Annotated in this window: 18 protein-coding genes; 4 read left to right on the forward strand and 14 right to left on the reverse strand. The window is 60.8% G+C overall.

The genetic code is table 11. The features are described from left to right. Positions 1 to 34 precede the first annotated feature (34 nt). Entirely contained in the window at positions 35 to 505 is a 471-nt protein-coding gene (locus QLG12_RS00665) for a MaoC family dehydratase (RefSeq protein ID WP_003227420.1), read from the forward strand. A gap of 124 nt (positions 506 to 629) precedes the next feature. Here QLG12_RS00665 and QLG12_RS00670 read toward each other — a convergent pair whose 3' ends face one another. Then, positions 630 to 1,097 carry a PA2169 family four-helix-bundle protein gene (locus QLG12_RS00670; protein ID WP_039766107.1) on the reverse strand — a complete coding sequence of 156 codons (468 nt, stop codon included), beginning with the start codon at positions 1,095 to 1,097 and terminating at the stop codon, positions 630 to 632. Positions 1,098 to 1,302: 205 nt separating this feature from the next. On the opposite strand from QLG12_RS00670, the gene QLG12_RS00675 reads away from it, so the two are divergent. Both QLG12_RS00675 and QLG12_RS00680 read left to right on the forward strand, forming a co-directional pair. Next, positions 1,303 to 1,539 carry a DUF3820 family protein gene (locus QLG12_RS00675; protein ID WP_064383721.1) on the forward strand — a complete coding sequence of 79 codons (237 nt, stop codon included), beginning with the start codon at positions 1,303 to 1,305 and terminating at the stop codon, positions 1,537 to 1,539. A 30-nt stretch (positions 1,540 to 1,569) separates the two neighbouring features. After that, positions 1,570 to 2,751, forward strand: coding sequence for an aminotransferase class V-fold PLP-dependent enzyme (locus QLG12_RS00680; protein ID WP_236193691.1), 1,182 nt, complete (start codon positions 1,570 to 1,572; stop codon positions 2,749 to 2,751). Here QLG12_RS00680 and QLG12_RS00685 read toward each other — a convergent pair. From QLG12_RS00685 to zwf, 4 genes are all read right to left on the reverse strand, one after another. Further along, positions 2,748 to 3,464: an intradiol ring-cleavage dioxygenase gene (locus QLG12_RS00685; protein WP_282473716.1), complete on the reverse strand. Its 717-nt coding sequence runs from the start codon at positions 3,462 to 3,464 to the stop codon at positions 2,748 to 2,750. The two genes, QLG12_RS00680 and QLG12_RS00685, sit on opposite strands and share 4 nt — an antisense overlap. A gap of 199 nt (positions 3,465 to 3,663) precedes the next feature. Beyond that, positions 3,664 to 4,329, reverse strand: coding sequence for a bifunctional 4-hydroxy-2-oxoglutarate aldolase/2-dehydro-3-deoxy-phosphogluconate aldolase (locus tag QLG12_RS00690; RefSeq protein ID WP_064383724.1), 666 nt, complete (start codon positions 4,327 to 4,329; stop codon positions 3,664 to 3,666). 17 nt (positions 4,330 to 4,346) lie between these two features. Continuing rightward, the gene (gene pgl, locus QLG12_RS00695; RefSeq protein ID WP_282473717.1) at positions 4,347 to 5,060 is read right to left on the reverse strand and encodes a 6-phosphogluconolactonase; all 714 of its coding nucleotides are present in this window, start codon (positions 5,058 to 5,060) and stop codon (positions 4,347 to 4,349) included. Then, a complete protein-coding gene (zwf, locus tag QLG12_RS00700; RefSeq protein ID WP_282473718.1) occupies positions 5,047 to 6,513 on the reverse strand; it encodes a glucose-6-phosphate dehydrogenase in 1,467 nt (488 codons plus the stop codon). The genes pgl and zwf overlap by 14 nt, the downstream gene beginning before the upstream one ends. Positions 6,514 to 6,739: 226 nt before the next feature. On the opposite strand from zwf, the gene QLG12_RS00705 reads away from it, so the two are divergent. Then, on the forward strand, positions 6,740 to 7,600 hold the full coding sequence (locus QLG12_RS00705) for a MurR/RpiR family transcriptional regulator (RefSeq protein WP_169842436.1): 861 nt from the start codon (positions 6,740 to 6,742) through the stop codon (positions 7,598 to 7,600). Between the two features lie 148 nt (positions 7,601 to 7,748). Here the strand turns inward: QLG12_RS00705 and QLG12_RS00710 are convergent, their stop codons facing one another. From QLG12_RS00710 to QLG12_RS00750, 9 genes are all read right to left on the reverse strand, one after another. Beyond that, positions 7,749 to 8,603 (reverse strand): D-hexose-6-phosphate mutarotase, encoded by an 855-nt coding sequence (locus QLG12_RS00710; RefSeq protein WP_064383726.1) that lies wholly within the window; start codon positions 8,601 to 8,603, stop codon positions 7,749 to 7,751. Positions 8,604 to 8,719: 116 nt separating this feature from the next. Then, complete coding sequence (locus QLG12_RS00715; RefSeq protein WP_064383727.1) at positions 8,720 to 10,066, reverse strand: carbohydrate porin; 1,347 nt, start codon at positions 10,064 to 10,066, stop codon at positions 8,720 to 8,722. A gap of 132 nt (positions 10,067 to 10,198) precedes the next feature. Continuing rightward, positions 10,199 to 11,359 (reverse strand): sn-glycerol-3-phosphate ABC transporter ATP-binding protein UgpC, encoded by a 1,161-nt coding sequence (gene ugpC, locus QLG12_RS00720; RefSeq protein ID WP_011335607.1) that lies wholly within the window; start codon positions 11,357 to 11,359, stop codon positions 10,199 to 10,201. A 2-nt stretch (positions 11,360 to 11,361) separates the two neighbouring features. After that, a complete protein-coding gene (locus QLG12_RS00725; RefSeq protein WP_236193684.1) occupies positions 11,362 to 12,207 on the reverse strand; it encodes a carbohydrate ABC transporter permease in 846 nt (281 codons plus the stop codon). Next, on the reverse strand, positions 12,200 to 13,108 hold the full coding sequence (locus tag QLG12_RS00730; protein WP_011335609.1) for a sugar ABC transporter permease: 909 nt from the start codon (positions 13,106 to 13,108) through the stop codon (positions 12,200 to 12,202). Before QLG12_RS00730 ends, QLG12_RS00725 begins: the two co-directional genes overlap by 8 nt. Before the next feature lie 109 nt (positions 13,109 to 13,217). Then, positions 13,218 to 14,519, reverse strand: a complete 1,302-nt coding sequence (locus QLG12_RS00735) for an ABC transporter substrate-binding protein (protein ID WP_064598941.1) — start codon at positions 14,517 to 14,519, stop codon at positions 13,218 to 13,220. Between the two features lie 118 nt (positions 14,520 to 14,637). After that, positions 14,638 to 15,897 (reverse strand): AGE family epimerase/isomerase, encoded by a 1,260-nt coding sequence (locus tag QLG12_RS00740; protein WP_197870427.1) that lies wholly within the window; start codon positions 15,895 to 15,897, stop codon positions 14,638 to 14,640. 104 nt (positions 15,898 to 16,001) lie between these two features. After that, positions 16,002 to 17,471: an ATP-binding protein gene (locus QLG12_RS00745; RefSeq protein ID WP_134022914.1), complete on the reverse strand. Its 1,470-nt coding sequence runs from the start codon at positions 17,469 to 17,471 to the stop codon at positions 16,002 to 16,004. Further along, positions 17,461 to 18,192 (reverse strand): response regulator transcription factor, encoded by a 732-nt coding sequence (locus QLG12_RS00750; RefSeq protein ID WP_085697149.1) that lies wholly within the window; start codon positions 18,190 to 18,192, stop codon positions 17,461 to 17,463. Before QLG12_RS00750 ends, QLG12_RS00745 begins: the two co-directional genes overlap by 11 nt. Positions 18,193 to 18,265: the final 73 nt, after the last annotated feature.

The following is an 18,265-nucleotide window of genomic DNA, read 5'->3' on the forward strand; positions in this document are numbered from 1 at the left end:
GGATTCATTTCATCCGTCACAGGAATTCAGACCCATGACCCAGGTTACCAACATCCCTTACGAAGCCCTTGAAGTGGGCCAGACCGCGAGCTACAGCAAGACTGTCGAAGAACGCGACATTCAGCTGTTCGCCGCGATGTCCGGTGACCATAACCCGGTGCACCTGGACGCCGAGTTCGCCGCCGCCAGCATGTTCAAGGAGCGCATCGCCCACGGCATGTTCAGCGGCGCGCTGATCAGTGCGGCGGTAGCTTGCGAGCTGCCTGGGCCGGGCACCATTTACATCGGCCAGCAGATGAGTTTCCAGAAGCCGGTGAAGATCGGCGACACCCTGACCGTACGCCTGGAAATCCTCGAGAAACTGCCGAAATTCCGCGTGCGCATCGCCACTCGCGTATTCAACCAGCGCGATGAGCTGGTGGTGGACGGCGAGGCCGAGATCCTGGCGCCGCGCAAGCAACAGACCGTTACCCTGCCGACGTTGCCGGCCATCAGCATTGGCTGAGGGATTGCACAAAGCAAAAGTGGGAGCGGGCTTGCTCGCGAACGCGGTATATCAGCAAGATTATCGTTGCCTGATACACCTCATTCGCGGGCAAGCCCGCTCCCACATTGTGTTTCAGTGAAGCTTACGAGCGTGCACGAGCCTGGTTACGCAGCGCTTTCACCTGGTCGTGATTGCGTTGCACACCGTGGTACTGGCGTTCGACCAGATCACGAATGCCGACCAGGTTGTGTTTGTTGATCTTCTCGATCGCTTCACGATAAGCCTTCAGGGCGTGGTCTTCACCGCGCTCGGCTTCATTGAGCACCGCTTCTTCGTCCTTGCCGGTGAACATCGCTTTGACGTCGACCCAGCGACGGTGCAGATCACCGCTCACACTGGTCGAAGTTTCCGGATCGCCACCCATCGAACGCACTGCTGCCTGCAGCTCGGCCGCTGCCGTGGCGCAATCGGCAGAACGCTGGGTGAACAAGGTTTTCAGCTCAGGGTGCTTGATGTCTTCAGCACAGGTCTTGAAGCCTTCCTGACCATCCTTGCTGGTTTCGATCAGGTCGTTGAGGACGGAGATGGCTTCTTTATTCATGTCAGTCATTTTTCAATTCCTTGCGTGGGTGAAAGATGCAAGGAGTGTTGCAGTGGTCGTGCCAGCTTTTCGAAAAGAAATTAATCGTTAATATTCAATAACTTATAAATAAAACGAAAATCTGTATGCCTGTTATTTGCATGATCTGTCATTTGGCCTGCATGCAGAATGCCTGTATTTTCCAACGTGTTTTCAAAGCCAGACGATTCCAACGATGAACCCTGAAAAGCTCGAACTGCTGATCACCCGCGAAATGCCCTTCGGCAAATACAAGGGCCGGATCATCGCCGACCTGCCAGGTCCCTACCTGAACTGGTTTGCCCGGGAGGGTTTCCCTAACGGAGAACTCGGCGGCCTGCTGGCGCTGATGCAGGAAATTGATCACAACGGCCTGTCGGAACTGCTCGAACCGCTGCGCGCCAAACACGGCAAACCTGCCCCGCGCCATTGAGGCGTTCTCCTGACCCGAGTCCAGTCGACCATGCCCGATAACACCCGCCGCGCCCGAGACGAAGCCTTCTGGCAAACATTCGCCGACCGTTACGACCCCCACCCCGGCCCGGTGAACCTGGAAAATGGCTACTTCGGGCGCATGTCGCGCACGGTGGTCGAGGAGTACCAGCGCAACATCGAGTTGATCAACAACAGCAACTCGATCTACGTGCGCCAGCGTTTCGAACAGCACGACAGCCTCGACATCCGCGCGCAACTGGCCGAGCTGATCGGCGTGCGCGCACAAAGTGTGGCCTTCACCCACAACGCCACTGCCGGCCTGCAATCACTGATCCGCAACTACAACCGCCTGCAGCCTGGCGACCAGGTGCTGATCTGCGATCTGGAGTACGACACGGTCAAGGGCGCCATGCGCTGGCTGGCAAAGCATCGCGGGGTCGAGGTGATCGAGATCGAGCACGCCCACCCGGCGAGCTTCGACAGCCTGCTGGCGACTTACCGCGAAGCCTTCATCCAGTATCCGAAGCTCAAGCTGATGGCTCTGACTCACGTCACCCATCGCACCGGGCTGGTGATGCCGGTGCAGGCCATTGCCTCGCTGGCCAAAGAGCACGGCGTCGATATCATCCTCGATGGCGCCCATGCACTCGGGCAGATCGAGTTCGATCTCGAAGCGCTGGGCATCGCCTTCGCCGGTTACAACCTGCACAAGTGGATCGGCTCGCCGCTGACCCTCGGCTTTATCTACATCGCTCCACAGCGCCTGGCCGACATCGACCCGGACATGGGCGAGATGCATTTTTCGGCTGGCGATATCCGTTCGCGCACGCCTTACAGCACGCCGAACATTCCGGCGTTGATGACCTTGCCATTGGTGTTCGAGGAACACCGCGCACTGGGTGGCGCAGCCGCCAAAGGCGCGCGGGTGAATTACCTGCGCAACCTGTGGGTGAGCGCCGTGCGCAACCTGCCGGGCATTGAAGTCATGACCCCGGACGATCCGCGTCTGTATTGCGGCATCACCTCGCTACGCTTTACCCGCCATGCCGACCAGCAGGCGATGGTCGAACGCCTGCTCAACGACTACAACCTGTTCACTGTCGTGCGCAACGGCGCGGCCTGCGGGCCGTGCATCCGTGTCACGCCGTCGCTGACCACGACGGCGGCGGAGATTCAGTCGCTGATACTGGCGCTGAATGAACTGCGTTAAACCGTGTACTTGTCGAAGTCCTCGGGCTTGATCTGCGACGACACCGCAAAGGTGTCGATGCCGATCGTGAGTTGGCCGAAGTAACCGTCTTCGTGCGAGTCGCGGCCGATCGGCCACACGGTCAGGGTCGAGGCTTCACCGCCCATGCTGGTGTAGTAGGTATCGTCGGCGTTGCACACCGGCACCGAGCTGCGCCCGCGGTAAGCCTTGGCATTGAGCACGCTGCGGGAAACCACTTCCGGAAAATACAGCTGCCCGACCCAGGCCACGTTGCGCTCCTCCAGGTATTCATTACCGGCGACGATGCGCACCGCCACGTGAATATGCAGGGCGCGGCCGGCATAAAAACCCGGATAAATCGTGGTAAACCGCACCGTCCCCTTATGGTCGCTGAACTGCCCCCCGCGCAGGTAGGTGTCATCGTCGGTTCGCGGGATCGAGCCGATGTCCTCGACGCCGACTTCCAGATCAGGGTTCACCCGGCTCCAGCCGGAATAGGCGCCACGGGCATTGCAGTGCCAGATATCCACCAGTGCACCGCTGACCGGCTCGGCGGTCATGGCATCGACGATGGTCAGGCGCAGCAGCAACGGCAGGCCTTCGGCACCCTCGCTGATGTTGCGGCGCAGCAGTCTGGGATTGCGGAAATAAGGCCCGGCGACTTGCTCGGGGGCCAGTTGATAAATCGATGGGGCTGAAGGCTGGTTATCCATGACACGTTCTCTCTTCCATAAGATGAACGCAGGTTAGCGCCACAGGCAAAGCCAGGTGCGGTAACTATGTATCTCGAAATAACGTATCTCGATATAACGAAGGTTGTCCCGGGCAAAAAAAAACGGTGCGCCGACCAAGCGCACCGTTAAAGCCGTAGAACACACAACGAAGTGTAGGGTTGCAACTAATTGAAGAGCATCAGTCCAGCAGCGCCAACGCCTCGGCGGTGCATTCCTGAATGCGGGCCCAGTCGCCGTTCTTGATCCACTCGGGATCGAGCATCCAGCTACCGCCCACGCACATGACGTTTTTCAGCGCCATGTAGCTTTTGATGTTGGCTGGACCCACGCCGCCGGTCGGGCAGAATTTCACTTCGCCAAACGGGCCGCCGAGGGCCTTGATCGCTGCCACGCCGCCGCTCACTTCCGCCGGGAACAGCTTGAAGCGGCGATAACCCAGGCCATAGCCTTCCATGATGCCGGAGGCATTGCTGATGCCCGGCAGCAGCGGGATCGGGCTCTCGACGCTCGCTTCCAGCAGGTCACGGGTGATGCCCGGGGTGACAATGAATTGCGAACCGGCAGCTTCAGCCGCGGCCAGCATGTTGCGGTCGAGCACGGTGCCGGCACCGGTCACCAGCTCCGGGCGCTGTTCGCGCAGGATCTGGATCGCCTTGAGGCCGAACTGCGAACGCAGGGTCACTTCCAGCGCGGTCAGACCGCCGGCCGCCAGGGCGTCGGCCAGCGGCAGCACGTCCTGTTCGCGGGCGATGGTGATCACCGGCAGGATCCGCGCCTTGGCGCAGAGGCTGTCGATCAGGGCAACTTTGTCCGCCATGGAAACGGTCGGGGATGGGGTTTTCATAGCGGCTGTTCCTTGGCTCATGGGCACCAGTAAATCTCTAACGTAGGTTGCAGAAACGCGCGAACCGGCATGGCGGCGACGTCGTTGGATGCCAGTGCGGCATTCAGGGTGGTCAGTTTCGACTGACCGGAAATCGACAGAATCTTGTGCCTCGCCGACGCCAGCAGTGCACGGCTCATGGTCAGGCGCTGACGCGGCACACTCGGCGCGAGCATCGGCCAGCAGCGACGGGTGCCGTCGGCTTGCAGGGCTTCGGCCAGGTTCGGGCTGTCCGGGAACAGCGAGGCGGTGTGACCGTCATCGCCCATGCCCAGTACCAGCACGTCGATGGGCGGCAACTCGGCGAGCAAACGATCGGCCTGCTCCGCAGCCTGCTCGACGTTGGCCGCCGCGCTGTAAAGGCTGAGGAACTGCACCTTGGCCGCCGGGCCCTTGAGCAGATATTGCTTGAGCAGACCGGCGTTGCTGTCGGCGTGTTCGACCGGCACCCAGCGTTCGTCGGCCAGGGTCACGACGACCTTCGACCAGTCCAGTTCCTGCTTGGCCAGGTGCTGGAAAAACGCCACCGGGCTACGGCCGCCGGACACCACCAACACGGCGTTGCCGCGTGCTGCCAGCGCTTCGCTCAATTGCTTGGCGACATTCAGCGCCAGGCCTTCGGCGAGCAGCACCGGGCTCTTGAATTCATGGGCATTCACGCCCTCGGGCAGTTTCACATCAGATATCGCCATACCACGACCTCCCGTCCCGCGTGATCAATGCAATGGAGCTCATCGGCCCCCACGACCCGGCCGCATACGGCTTGGGCGCGTCACCGGATTTTTTCCACCCGGCGATCAGCTGGTCACACCACTTCCACGCGGCTTCGATTTCATCTTTACGGACAAACAGGTTCTGATTGCCGTTCATCACTTCCAGCAACAACCGCTCGTAGGCGTCGGGGATCCGCGCGCTGCGCCAGGTGTCGGAGAAATTCAGTTGCAGCGGACCGCTGCGCAGTTGCATGCCTTTGTCCAGACCTTGTTCCTTGGTCATCACGCGCAAGGAAATGCCTTCGTCCGGTTGCAGACGGATGATCAGTTTGTTGCTGATCTGCAGGCGTTGCTCCGGCGCAAAGATGTAGTGCGACGGTTCCTTGAAGTGGATGACGATCTGCGACAGTTTCTGCGGCATGCGCTTGCCGGTCCGCAGGTAGAACGGAACACCGGCCCAGCGCCAGTTGCGGATATCGGCCCGCAGGGCGACGAAGGTTTCGGTGTCGCTCTGGGTGTTGGAATTGGGTTCTTCCAGGTAGCCCGGGACGGACTTGCCTTCGCTGTGACCGGCGATGTACTGGCCGCGCACCACTTGCGTGGTCAGGCCTTCCGGACTGATCGGCGCCAGGGCCTTGAGCACCTTGACCTTCTCGTCGCGGATGCTGTCGGCGGACAGGTCGGCCGGCGGGTCCATGGCAATCAGGCAGAGCAGTTGCAGCAGGTGGTTCTGGATCATGTCCCGCAGCTGGCCGGCCTTGTCGAAGTAACCCCAGCGGCCTTCGATACCGACCTTCTCGGCCACGGTGATTTCCACGTGGGAGATGTAGTTCTGGTTCCACTGGGTTTCGAACAGGCTGTTGGCGAAACGCAGGGCGATCAGGTTCTGAACAGTCTCTTTGCCCAGGTAGTGGTCGATGCGGTAGGTGCGATTCTCCGGGAAGAACTGCGCCACGGCGTCGTTGACCTTGCGCGAGGATTCGAGATCCGAGCCGATCGGTTTTTCCAGCACCACGCGGGTGTTTTCCGCCAGGCCGACGTTCGCCAGGTTCTCGCAGATCGCGCCGTACACCGCCGCCGGCGTGGCGAAGTAGGCAATCATGCGTTGCGTGCTGCCGGCCAGTTCGGCCAGCGCCACATAATCTTCAGCCTTGAGGAAGTCGACGTGCAGGTAGGTCAGGCGCGCCAGAAAGCGCTCGGCCACGGCCTCGTCCAGTTCCTTGCCCACGTAACGGCGCAGCTCGGCGGCGATGAACGCCAGGTGCTGCTGCTCGGTGCCCGCCTCACGGGCCAGTGCGATAATGCGCGTGTCCTCGTGCAGCAGGCCGGCACCATCGAGGTGATAAAGGGCAGGAAACAGCTTGCGCAGGGCCAGATCGCCCAAGGCGCCGAACAAGGCGAAGGTGCACGGTTCAACCGTAATCGAAGGCATGATGTTTGTTCTTTTATCAAGTTAAGCTACAAATACCTTTTTTCAAGGCATCACTCAAGGGAAAATGTAGTAATAACCACAACATTTTCGCAAAATACAGATTCCGAGTGGTGGTCGGTCGGAGCCATCAGTAGGATAGGCCACCGTCACGGGCCACATCAAAGGCCCAATTTGCATAGCCGCGCGCTTATCGGCGCCGGTGAATCTAGGAATTCTTATGGACCGCGTGCGAAATTTACTGGAACAGATCCAGAGTCGCCTTGAAGAGCTGAACAAGGCCGAACGCAAAGTCGCCGAAGTGATCCTGCTCAACCCACAGCAGGCCACCCGCTTCAGCATCGCCGCCCTCGCCCAGGCGGCGTCGGTCAGTGAACCGACGGTCAACCGTTTCTGCCGTTCGTTCGGCGTCAGTGGTTACCCCGAACTCAAGCTGCAACTGGCGCAGAGCCTGGCCAGCGGCGCGGCCTATGTCAGCCGCGCAGTGGAAGCCGACGACAATCCCGAGGCCTACACGCAGAAGATTTTCGGCAGTGCGATCGCGTCTTTGGACAGCGCTTGCCAGGCGCTGGACCCGAACCTGATCAGCCGCGCCGTCGACCTGTTGATCCAGGCCCGGCAGATCCACTTCTTCGGCCTCGGCGCTTCGGCTCCGGTGGCTTTGGATGCGCAGCACAAGTTCTTCCGCTTCAACCTGGCGGTCACCGCCCACGCCGATGTGCTGATGCAACGGATGATTGCTTCGGTGGCGCACACTGGCGAGCTGTTCGTGATCATTTCCTACACCGGGCGCACCCGCGAACTGGTGGAAGTGGCGCGCATCGCCCGGGAGAACGGCGCTTCGGTGCTCGGCCTGACCGCCGAGAACTCACCGCTGGCCAAGGCCAGTACCCTGAGCCTGAATATTCCGCTGCCGGAAGACACTGACATCTATATGCCGATGACTTCGCGGATCATTCAGTTGACCGTGCTGGATGTGCTGGCGACGGGGATGACGTTGCGTCGCGGGGTGGATTTCCAGCCGCATCTGCGCAAGATCAAAGAGAGCCTGAATGCGAGCCGGTATCCGGTGGGTGACGAGTTCAACTGAGACCTGATGAATCTTTATTGAATGATCCGGCCTCATCGCTGGCAAGCCAGCTCCCACAGTGTCCGCGCCGAACATTAAACTCGCGAACACCCATAAAACCTGTGGGAGCTGGCTTGCCAGCGATAGGGCCAGCAGCCACAACGCACAACTAGGCCCCAGCCCAGGCCTGCAAACTCAAATGCGCCTTCTCCCCCGGCGCCAGATGCAGGCTGTCGGTGCCGCCCGCCGCCGCTTCAACGCAGACAAACTCTGAGATCTCATCCCAGCTCACACCCAACAGCGGCCGCGCCCCCGGATGCCACACCACGGTGTCCGCGCTGTCACCGGTATCGATGCACAACTCGCGCTGCCAGGCGTGATCCTTGAGCTGCAACTCGCCGTCGTGCTGGAACACTCGCTGACAGCCGCCATCAACCCGCAACTCGCCTTCCTGCTGGCAAACCTCGCGGTTCAACTGGTCGTAACCCTGCGCCCCTTCGAGCCCAGACAGCGCTATCTCACTCACATCGCCAATACGCCAGTAAGCGTGCAAAGCCTGGCTCAACTGGCACGGCATGTCGTCCTGATGCTCGGTGCTCAGGCGCAATTCCATGCGTTCGCCCAAGTGCGCGTGCAGGTCCACCTGCCAGTCGCACAGCTGCAATTGCCAATGCAGGCGCACGCCATCATCGCTGGTGCTGCTGTCGAGCAGTTTCCAGTCCAGCAATCGCGCCCAGCCATGGGACGGCCACGCGTTTTCGCTCGGGTGACGGCCATACCACGGCCAGCACACCGGCACGCCGCCACGGATTGCGCCGACATGCGGCCATTTCGCTGCGCACCACAACCACGGCTTCTGCCCGCGCGGCTGAAAGTGCAGCAACTGCGCCCCCTGGCGACTGAACACCGCCTGACACAGCGGATGATCGATCACCAGCACATCGCGCATCTGATAGCGCTCCCAGGCGAACACCGGTCGTTCGCGCAGGGATTTGAAGAAGCGTTGCAGCGGATGCTCATGCATGGGCCACGGTTCCAGATTCAACTTTCATGGGCTGCGACACCCCTGTCCAAAAAAAAGCGGACAGCCTTGGCTGTCCGCAAATATGCGCACATAGAGAGGAGCTTATCGCAGACGCGTCAGAACGTAGACTGAATTTTCAGGCCAGCGACCAAAGCGTTATCCACTTCATCCACACCGCCCGGATGAGTGATGTATTGCAGGTTCGGGCGCACGGTCAGCCAGTTGGTCACGTGGAAGCCGTAGTTGATCTCGTAGTTGTATTCGGTTTCACGAATCGGCGAGAACACCGGATTGTCGTAGTCCGAAACACCGTTGGCGACGTTGAGCAGTTCGGCGTTTTTCTTCACGTCATTGTTCACGTGAATACGTGCCGCACCGATACCGACGTCATCTTTCGGACGCGCGTCGAACGGGCCTTTGTACACAAACATCACGGACTGGTAGTTGTCGATGAAGTTAGTGTCCTTGTCATGGAACGTGGCGTTGGCAGCGATGTTCAGACCACGGCTCTTGTCACCGTTGTGGCTGGTGAGTTGCTGTTGCGCAACGAACCAGTAACCGTGCTTGCTGCTGTGGGTACGGTAGGCATCACCGGTGGTCGCCGCGTCGAAACCGTTGACGTCTTCGCGAACGTCGTTGGCATCGGCCGTGCTCTTGTAGTAACCGACACGGTATTCGCCCGGCAGGCCGTTCGGGTTTGGCAACCAGACCAGCTCTACTGGCAACACGGTGCCTTTGGTGCCGCTGCCGCTCAACTTGAAGCCGTTGCCGTGTTCCAGCTGCGACGGGTTCTGGTTGTACGCACCGATCTGCGCGTAGAGCTCGTCGTTGATGTTGTACTTGACGCGAATCGCCGCCTGGCTGACCGGCCAGTTGTACCAGATGTTGGTCGCCCAGTTGCCCACTTGCGAACCGCAGAACGCCAGGTTCTGGAACTCGCACGGGAAGGTGTTGAAGTCTTCGCCTTCGCCGAAGTAACCGGCCTTGACGTCGAGTTTGTTGTCGAAGAACTGGTGTTTGATCCACAACTGGGTCAGACGCACCATGTGGCCACGACCGTAGACTTCCTGCGAGGAGCTGAGTGTGCCGGCACGCGGATCTCCAACACGGTCGTTGGAAATGTTTTCGCCATTACGGTTGGTCAGCTGGATCTTGGCCTGGGTGTTGTCCCAGCCCCACAGTTTCTGCAGGTCCAGCGCCACGCCCAGACCGAACTGGTCGGAGTAACGCGCCGTCTTGTCGTTGTTGTAGCCGCCGTGAAGGTTGCCGCCCACTTCACCGACGTAGTCCATCTTGATGTCGATACCCTGCTCGATCAGCTTGGTACGTTCGCCACCCCAGTCCCCGGTCATCCACTCCGAATCGGAGCTGAACGCGTCAGCCGCGTGGACGCTGCCGGCCAGCATCATTGCCGCAACCGCTGACAACTGGCCGATTCGCTGAGCGTTGTTGTTCTTCTTCATCCCTACATCCTCGTTTTATTGTTATTAACTGTTCTTCTTATTTAACGCGGTTTACATCTGATGCGGCGCGCGACAGGCCACGCACCGCGTGCTCCCTGCGGAAACGGGCGAGCCCGCTCCCGCATTGGTTGATCAGCGCCCCTTGAACTGGGCCACGTTGGCGCTGTGCGACTCGGTTTTCGGCAGGCCCGCAACCCCCAGGCGCTCGCCGGACTTGGCATCGAACAGCAGCACTTTCGACGGATCGAATTGCAGGGTCAGGGTCTCACCCACCTGCGGCGCCACATCCGGCGCCAGACGGCAGCAGACCTTGGTGTCGTTGAGGTTGACGAACACCAGAGTGTCCGGACCGGTCGGCTCGGTGACCTGCACTTCAGCCTTGATGCTCGGCAAGCCATTGCCCTCGCCATTGGCCAGGACAATCTGCTCCGGGCGCAGGCCGAGGATCACCTCGCGGTCTTCGAGTCCGGCGTCCTGCATCGCCATGGGCAATTCGCAACGGGCCTGGCCGCTGTCGAGCAGCGCCAGCAGACGGCCGTCCTTGCGTTGCAGGCGCAGCGGAATGAAGTTCATCGGCGGCGAACCGATGAAGCTCGCCACGAACAGGTTGGCCGGGTCGTTGTAGATCTCTTTCGGCGTACCGAACTGCTGGATGATCCCGTCCTTCATCACCGCCACTTTGTCGCCCAGGGTCATCGCTTCGATCTGGTCGTGGGTCACGTAGACCGTGGTGGTTTTCAGGCGCTGGTGCATCAGTTTCATTTCGGTACGCATCTCGACGCGCAGCTTGGCATCGAGGTTGGACAGCGGTTCGTCGAACAGGTAGATCTTCGGACGACGCGCCAGCGCACGGCCCATCGCCACGCGCTGTTGCTGACCGCCGGAGAGCTGGCCCGGTTTGCGATTGAGCAGGTGCTCGATCTGCAACAGCTTGGCCACGCGGGCGACTTCTTCGTCGATGGCCGACTGGCTCATCTTGCGGATCTTCAGGCCGAACTCGATGTTCTCGCGCACGCTCATGGTCGGGTACAGCGCGTAGGACTGGAACACCATGGCGATGTCGCGATCCTTGGGGCTCATGCCGCTGACGTCCTGGTCGCCGATCATGATTGCGCCGCCGGTGATGGTTTCCAGGCCGGCGATGCAGTTCATCAGGGTCGACTTGCCGCAGCCCGAAGGCCCGACGAGGATCAGGAACTCACCGTCCTTGATCGACAGTTCGATGTTCTTCAGGGTGTCCGGCAGGCCGGCACCGTAGGTCTTGTTTACATTGCGAAGTTCGAGCGTAGCCATGATTACCCCTTGACTGCGCCGGCCGTCAGCCCGCGCACGAAATACTTGCCTGCGACCACATAGACCAGCAGGGTCGGCAGCCCGGCGATCATCGCCGCCGCCATGTCCACGTTGTATTCCTTGGCCCCGGTGCTGGTGTTGACCAGGTTGTTAAGCGCCACCGTGATCGGTTGCGAATCACCGCTGGAGAACACCACGCCGAACAGGAAGTCGTTCCAGATCTGGGTGAACTGCCAGATCAGGCAGACCATGATGATCGGCGTCGACATCGGCAGGATGATCTGGCGGAAGATCGTGAAGAACCCCGCGCCATCGAGGCGCGCCGCTTTGATCAGCGCATCCGGAATGCTCACGTAGTAGTTACGGAAGAACAGCGTGGTGAACGCCAGACCGTAGACCACATGGATGAACACAAGGCCCGTGGTGGTGCTCGCCAGGCCCATCTTGCCGAGGGTGAACGAGGCCGGCAGCAGCACGGTCTGGAACGGCAGGAAGCAGCCGAACAGCAACAGGCCGAAAAACAGCTGCGAACCGCGGAAGCGCCAGAACGACAACACATAACCGTTCAACGCACCGATGGCGGTGGAGATGATCACGGCCGGAACGGTGATTTTGATCGAGTTCCAGAAGTAGCCGTCAACGGTCGCCCAGGCTTTCACCCAGCCGATGCCGCTGACCACGGTCGGCCAGCTCAGCAGGTTGCCGGTGGAGATGTCTTCCGGGGTCTTGAAGCTGGTCAGCAGCATGACCACCAGCGGTACCAGATACAGCAGGACCGCGAGGATCAGCACCGCGTAGATCGCGATGCGACTCAGGCTGATGGCGGGTTTCGCAGCGAGACTAGTCATGACGCTTGGTCCTCAGCTCGGAGTACAGGTAAGGCACGATGATCGCGAGGATCGCACCGAGCATCAGGATTGCACTGGCCGAACCCATGCCCATTTGTCCACGGCTGAAGGTGAACGAGTACATGAACATCGCCGGCAAATCGGAGGAATAACCCGGACCACCGGCCGTCATGGCCGCCACCAGGTCGAAGCTCTTGATCGCGATGTGCGCCAGGATCATCACTGCACTGAAGAACACCGGACGCAGACTTGGCAGCACCACTTTCCAGTAGATGCGCGGCATGCTCGCGCCGTCGATCTGGGCGGCACGGATGATCGACTGATCAACGCCACGCAGACCGGCGAGGAACATCGCCATGATGAAGCCCGAGGCTTGCCAGACCGCCGCGATCACCAGGCAATACACCACGCGATCCGGGTCGATCAGCCAGTCGAGACGGAAGCCTTCCCAGCCCCAGTCCCGCAGCAATTTGTCCAGGCCCATGCCCGGGTTGAGCAGCCATTTCCACGCGGTACCGGTGACGATCATCGAGAGCGCCATCGGGTACAGGTAAATGGTGCGGATAAAGCCTTCGCGACGGATGCGCTGGTCGAGGAACACTGCCAGCAATACGCCGATCACCAGGGTGATACCGATGAACATGCCGCCGAACACGGCCAGGTTCTTGCTCGCCACCCACCAGCGGTCGTTGTCGAACAGGCGCTCGTATTGCGCCAGGCCTGCCCACTTGTAGTTCGGCAGGAAGGTCGACGTGGTGAACGACAGGACAAACGTCCAGAGGATATAGCCATAGAAGCCCACCAGAACGATGAACATGCTCGGCGCCAGCACCAGTTTCGGTAGCCAGCGCTGCAATGCGTCGAACGGCGAGGCCTTGCTGAACACAGCAACAGAACTCATGGGAAGATCCAATAGAAAAAGAGAAGAGCAGCTGCGAGTTGAGAGCTGCAAGACCAGCAGAGCAGCGCTCTTGTCTCGCAGCTTGTAGCTCGCAGCTCGTCGCTACCGCTTACTTGGCAGCCTTGATGGCAGTGCCGAGTTTCTTCGCAGCGTCGGCCGGGTCGGCTTTCGGGTCGTTGATATAGTTGGTCACGACATCAAAGAACGCACCCTGCACGGCCAGCGTGGTCGCCATGTTGTGCGCCATGCTTGGCTGCAGGCCGCCGCTCTTGGCGTCTGCCAGGAAGTCCTTGGCAGCGGTCTGGGCGCAGGAGTCGAAACCGTACTTGCCCATGTCGGCGAGCATGTCGTTACGCACCGGGATCGAGCCCTTGTTGATGCTGAAGACTTTCTGGAAGTTTTCACCCAGCACGACTTTGGCGATGTCCTGCTGACCGGCCGCAGTGCCTGCGTCCTTCTGCTTGAACACGGCCAGCGAGTCGATGTTGTAGGTGAACGCCTTGTCGGTGCCCGGGAACGCTACGCACTCGTAGTCCTTGCCGGCGACTTTCTTGGCGGCGGTCCATTCGGACTTGGCCCAGTCACCCATGATCTGCATGCCGGCCTTGCCGTTGATGACCTTGGCCGCTTCCAGGTTCCAGTCCTGGCCTTTGCCGTCCTGGTCCATGTAGGTCGCGACTTTCTTCAGCTCGGTCAGGGCCTTGACCATTTCCGGGCCGGTCAGGGCAGCGTTGTCCAGGTCGACCAGGGCTTTCTTGTAACCATCAACGCCCATCACCGACAGCACGACCGCTTCGAACACGGTGCTGTCCTGCCAAGGCTGACCGCCGTGGGCCAGCGGAATGAAGCCCGCCGCTTTCAGCTTGTCGCCGGCGGCGTAGAATTCTTCGAGGGTGGTCGGGGCTTTTTCGATACCGGCTTTCTTGAACACTTCCGGGTTGATCCACAGCCAGTTCACGCGGTGAATGTTCACCGGCACGGCCACGTAATCACCTTCGAACTTCACGGTGTCGGAGACTTTCTTGTCGAGCAGGCTGTCCCACTTCTCGGACTTGGAAACGTCCTTCAGCACGTCAGTGTCGAGCAGACCGGTCGACGCCCATTCCTGGATGTCCGGGCCCTTGATCTGGGCAACGCCCGGCGGGTTGCCGGCTACTGCGCGGCTCTTCAGCACGGTCATGGCAGTCGCACCGCCACCGCCGGCGACAGCGCCGTCTTTCCAGGTGAAACCGTCTTTCTCGACTTGTGCCTTGAGCACATCGACGGCAGCTTTTTCGCCACCGGACGTCCACCAATGCACGACTTCCACCGAACCTTTGGATTCGGCAGCGGAAACACTCAGGGGCAGCACAGCGAGCGGGAACAGGGAGGCGACAGAAATGACAGTAGCGAGGCGAGAAATCGCATTCATCTGAGATGTACCTTTCTTGTTGTTATGCATGCAAGTCTGGTGCTTGCGCTGCACACGAGTTTAAACAGAGCGTTTCCCCTCGCAGGTAACGAAGGGACGCGCGAATGTCACCACATGGTTACACAGGAACGCTTCGAGACAGGTGTGCCAGAGCACTGGCCATGCTCGGTGCCAGCGGCAGACGCGGGATCAGAACGGCCTGCCAGGCGTGGTACAGATCCGGTTTGCCCGCCCAGATATCGGCACTTGGACGGTTTTTCGGGTCGAGTTCGTGGTGCCAGCTGCCGTCGCAGCGGTCGATGAAATGCGTTTCGCAAAATTCCCAGAACAGGCGATACCAGGTTTCGTACTGCGCATCGCCGGTGCGTTTGAGCAAGGCACTGGCGGCAGCGCTGGCCTCGGCGTGGGTCCAGTGCAGGCGATGGCGCACCACGGCTTTGTTGTTCCAGTCGAGGGTGTAGACGATGCCCGGCGCACCATCGACGTCCCAGCCATGGCGGCAGTTTTGTTCGAACAGCTTTTGCGCGTCGGTGGCCAGCCAGCCGGGCGTCAGCATGCCGGCCTGAACCCGCGCCGCTTCGAGGTGCAGCAACAGCCGCGCCCACTCGAAACCGTGGCCCGGCGTGGTCCCGTAGGGGCGGAAACCGTCGGCGGGATTGTCATGGTTATACTCGCGCAGCGGTTGCCAGTCGCGGTCGAAATGCTCGATCACCAGGTAATCGTTGGCAGCGGCATGCCCGTGAATCACCCGCTCGACGATGCGTTGCGCACGCACCAGCCAGCGCGGGTCTTCAGTGACATCGGCCAGCGCAAGGAAGGCTTCGGTGGCGTGCATGTTGCTGTTGGCGCCGCGATAGGCTTCTTCTTCGCGCCAGTCGCGATTGAAGAATTCGCGCATGGCGCCCTCTTCTTCGCTCCAGAAATACGTGTCGATGATGTCGATGGCGTCATCCAGCAACGCCTGCGCGCCGGGGCGTTGCGCGACCACCGCGGAACTCGCCGCCAGCGCGACGAAAGCATGCAGATAAGCGTTCTTGCCGGTGTTGCCATCACGGTGCTCGGCGACAGCGAACCAACCGCCGTGCAGCGCATCGCGCAACGGACCGCGCAGGGCCGCAATGCCGTGATCGACCAGCTCGGCGAATCCCGGCAGGCCCTGAATGTGGGCCATGGCGAAGCTGTGGGTCATGCGCGCGGTGTTCATGGTTTCGGCTTGCGCGCCGGCCTGGAGCTGGCCGCGCTCATCGAGATTGCCGAAGCCTTCGGGCAATCGGGAAGCCTTGGCAAATGCCAGCAGACGCAGGCCTTCGTCGGCGAGCCATTGCTGGTGGGCAGGGGCGCTCAGCCAACTGCTGAAGCCCGGATTGAAGTGATCCATGGGTGGCCTTTTTTGTTGTTATGACTGCGGGCAGTCTAAACAACGGGCCGGGAGGGTCTTGTAACGAAGGGGGCGGGTTTTGTCACCGAGCGGTGACAATCAGATCAATCCACCGAACGCGGCAATTGCAGGGTCACGCGCAATCCACCCTCACGCAGATTCTGCAACGTCACCTCCCCTCCATGGCTATGGGCAATGTTGCGGGCGATCCCCAAACCGAGACCGTAACCCTGCTGCTGCCCCGCCAACCGGAAGTGCGGCTCGAACACCTGCTCCAGCCGCTGCTCCGGCACGCCCGGCCCTTCATCGTCGACATGCAGCACGAATGCGCTTTCGTCGTCATCGATGTGCAAGTGCGCGTTCTGCCCGTACTTCAACGCGTTGTCGATCAGGTTGCCGATGCAGCGCTTGAGCGCCAGTGGCTTGCCCGGATACGCCGCCAGCGCCCGCCCCTGCTGGGTCACGCGGCCGTTGCCGTTGGGCGCCAGATAGGGCTCCACCAGGCAGTCGAGTACATGATTGAGATCCACCGGCTCGATGTTTTCGTGGATGTCGGTGTCTTTCACGCATTGCAGCGCGCCTTTGACCAGCAACTCCAGTTCATCCAGATCACGGCCGAACTTGGTTTGCAGCGTTTCGTCTTCCAGCAGTTCGACCCGCAGACGCAAACGGGTTATCGGCGTGCGCAGGTCATGGGAAATCGCGCTGAACAACTGACTACGCTCGGTCAGATAACGGCTGATCCGCTCGCGCATGGTGTTGAAGGCGCGGCCCACTTCGACCACTTCACTGCCGCCGCCCTCGGCCACCGGCTCGACGTCGGCGCCCAGCGACAAATCCCGCGCGGCTCGCGCCAGACGCTTGAGCGGCCGGCTCTGCCAGTGCACCAGCAGACCGATGAACAACAACAGAAAACCGCTGGTGAAGACGATGAACCACACCTGCTGAGTCGGCAGACCCTGTTCTTCAAGACTGGTGTAGGGCTCGGGCAGCAGCGAGGCGATGTACAGCCATTCACCCGGCGCCAATTGAATCTGGGTCACCAGCACCGGTGGATTCACCGGTTCCAGCGTCAAGGCGTAATGCGCCCAGGAGCGCGGCAACTCATCGAGTTTCAACCCGGCATTGAAGATCCGCAGGTCATCGGGGCTGACGAAGGTCACCAGGATGTCGGTGTCCTGGCCCAGCGACTGACGCAGCACTTCATCCACCGCTTTCAACACCGCGGCCTTGCGCGGCGTGACCGGCAACACCTCCATGCCCAACGGTTTGTCATTCAGTGTCACCACAAAACGCGTGCCGCCCATGCTGCGCAATTGGTCGAGCACCAGCGGCCGATAAGCCACCGGCAACGAGCGGAAATAACTGACGCTGGCGGTCATCGAATGGGCGAGGCTGCGGGCACTGGTGACCAGGCCTTCGAGCTGGGTCGCACGCAATTGGGACACCCAGATCACGCTGGACAGGGTCTGGGCGAACAACACCGCGAGCAACGTCAGCAGCAGCATCCGCCCGAGCAGCGAACGCGGCATCGGCACTTTGCGCGCGGTGGTGCGCAGGAACTCAGTGACCATTGCCGGCAACCACATTGGCTGCCAGCTGGTAGCCGCTGCCGCGCACGGTGCGAATCAGGCGCGGCGGTTTTTCGGTATCGCGCAGACGCTGGCGCAAGCGGCTGACGGCCATGTCGACGATGCGGTCGAGGGGCATCAGGTCGCGACCTCGGGTGGCGTTGCCGATAGTATCGCGGTCGAGAATTTCCTGGGGGTGATCGAGGAACAGCTTCAACAGGGCGAAGTCGGCGCCAGACAGAATCACTTCCTCGCCGTCGGTGTGAAACAGCCGATGGCTGACCATGTCCAGCCGCCACTCATCGAACGCCAGCACTTCACTGCCCCCGCGTTCCTGGCCGAACTGGGCGCGGCGCAGCAGGGCCTTGATCCGGGCCTGCAGTTCGCGGGGGCTGAAAGGTTTGCCGAGGTAATCGTCGGCGCCGAGCTCCAGGCCGATGACCCGGTCGGCTTCGTCGGAACTGGCGGTGAGCATGATGATCGGCACCTGGGCCTGACGCGGATGCTGGCGCACCCAGCGGCACAGACTGAAACCGTCCTCATCGGGCAGCATCACATCGAGGATCACCAGATCGCTCGGCGCTTCATTGAGCGCCTGACGAAAACCGGCGCCATCCGCCGTGGCCCGTACCTGAAAACCCGCGCGGGTCAGGTAGGTTTCCAGCAACTCGCGTATCTCCTGGTCGTCATCGACCAACAAAATCGACTTGTTGACTGAGCTCACTTCGAAGGCATCCTTGTTGTTGGAATTGGGCGGATTATGCCTGATGAACCTTGGAGATTTGTTGTCTGTTATG

The sequence above is a fragment of the Pseudomonas sp. V88_4 genome, assembly GCF_029967985.1.
In the GTDB taxonomy this organism is placed as follows: Bacteria; Pseudomonadota; Gammaproteobacteria; order Pseudomonadales; family Pseudomonadaceae; genus Aquipseudomonas; species Aquipseudomonas glycinae.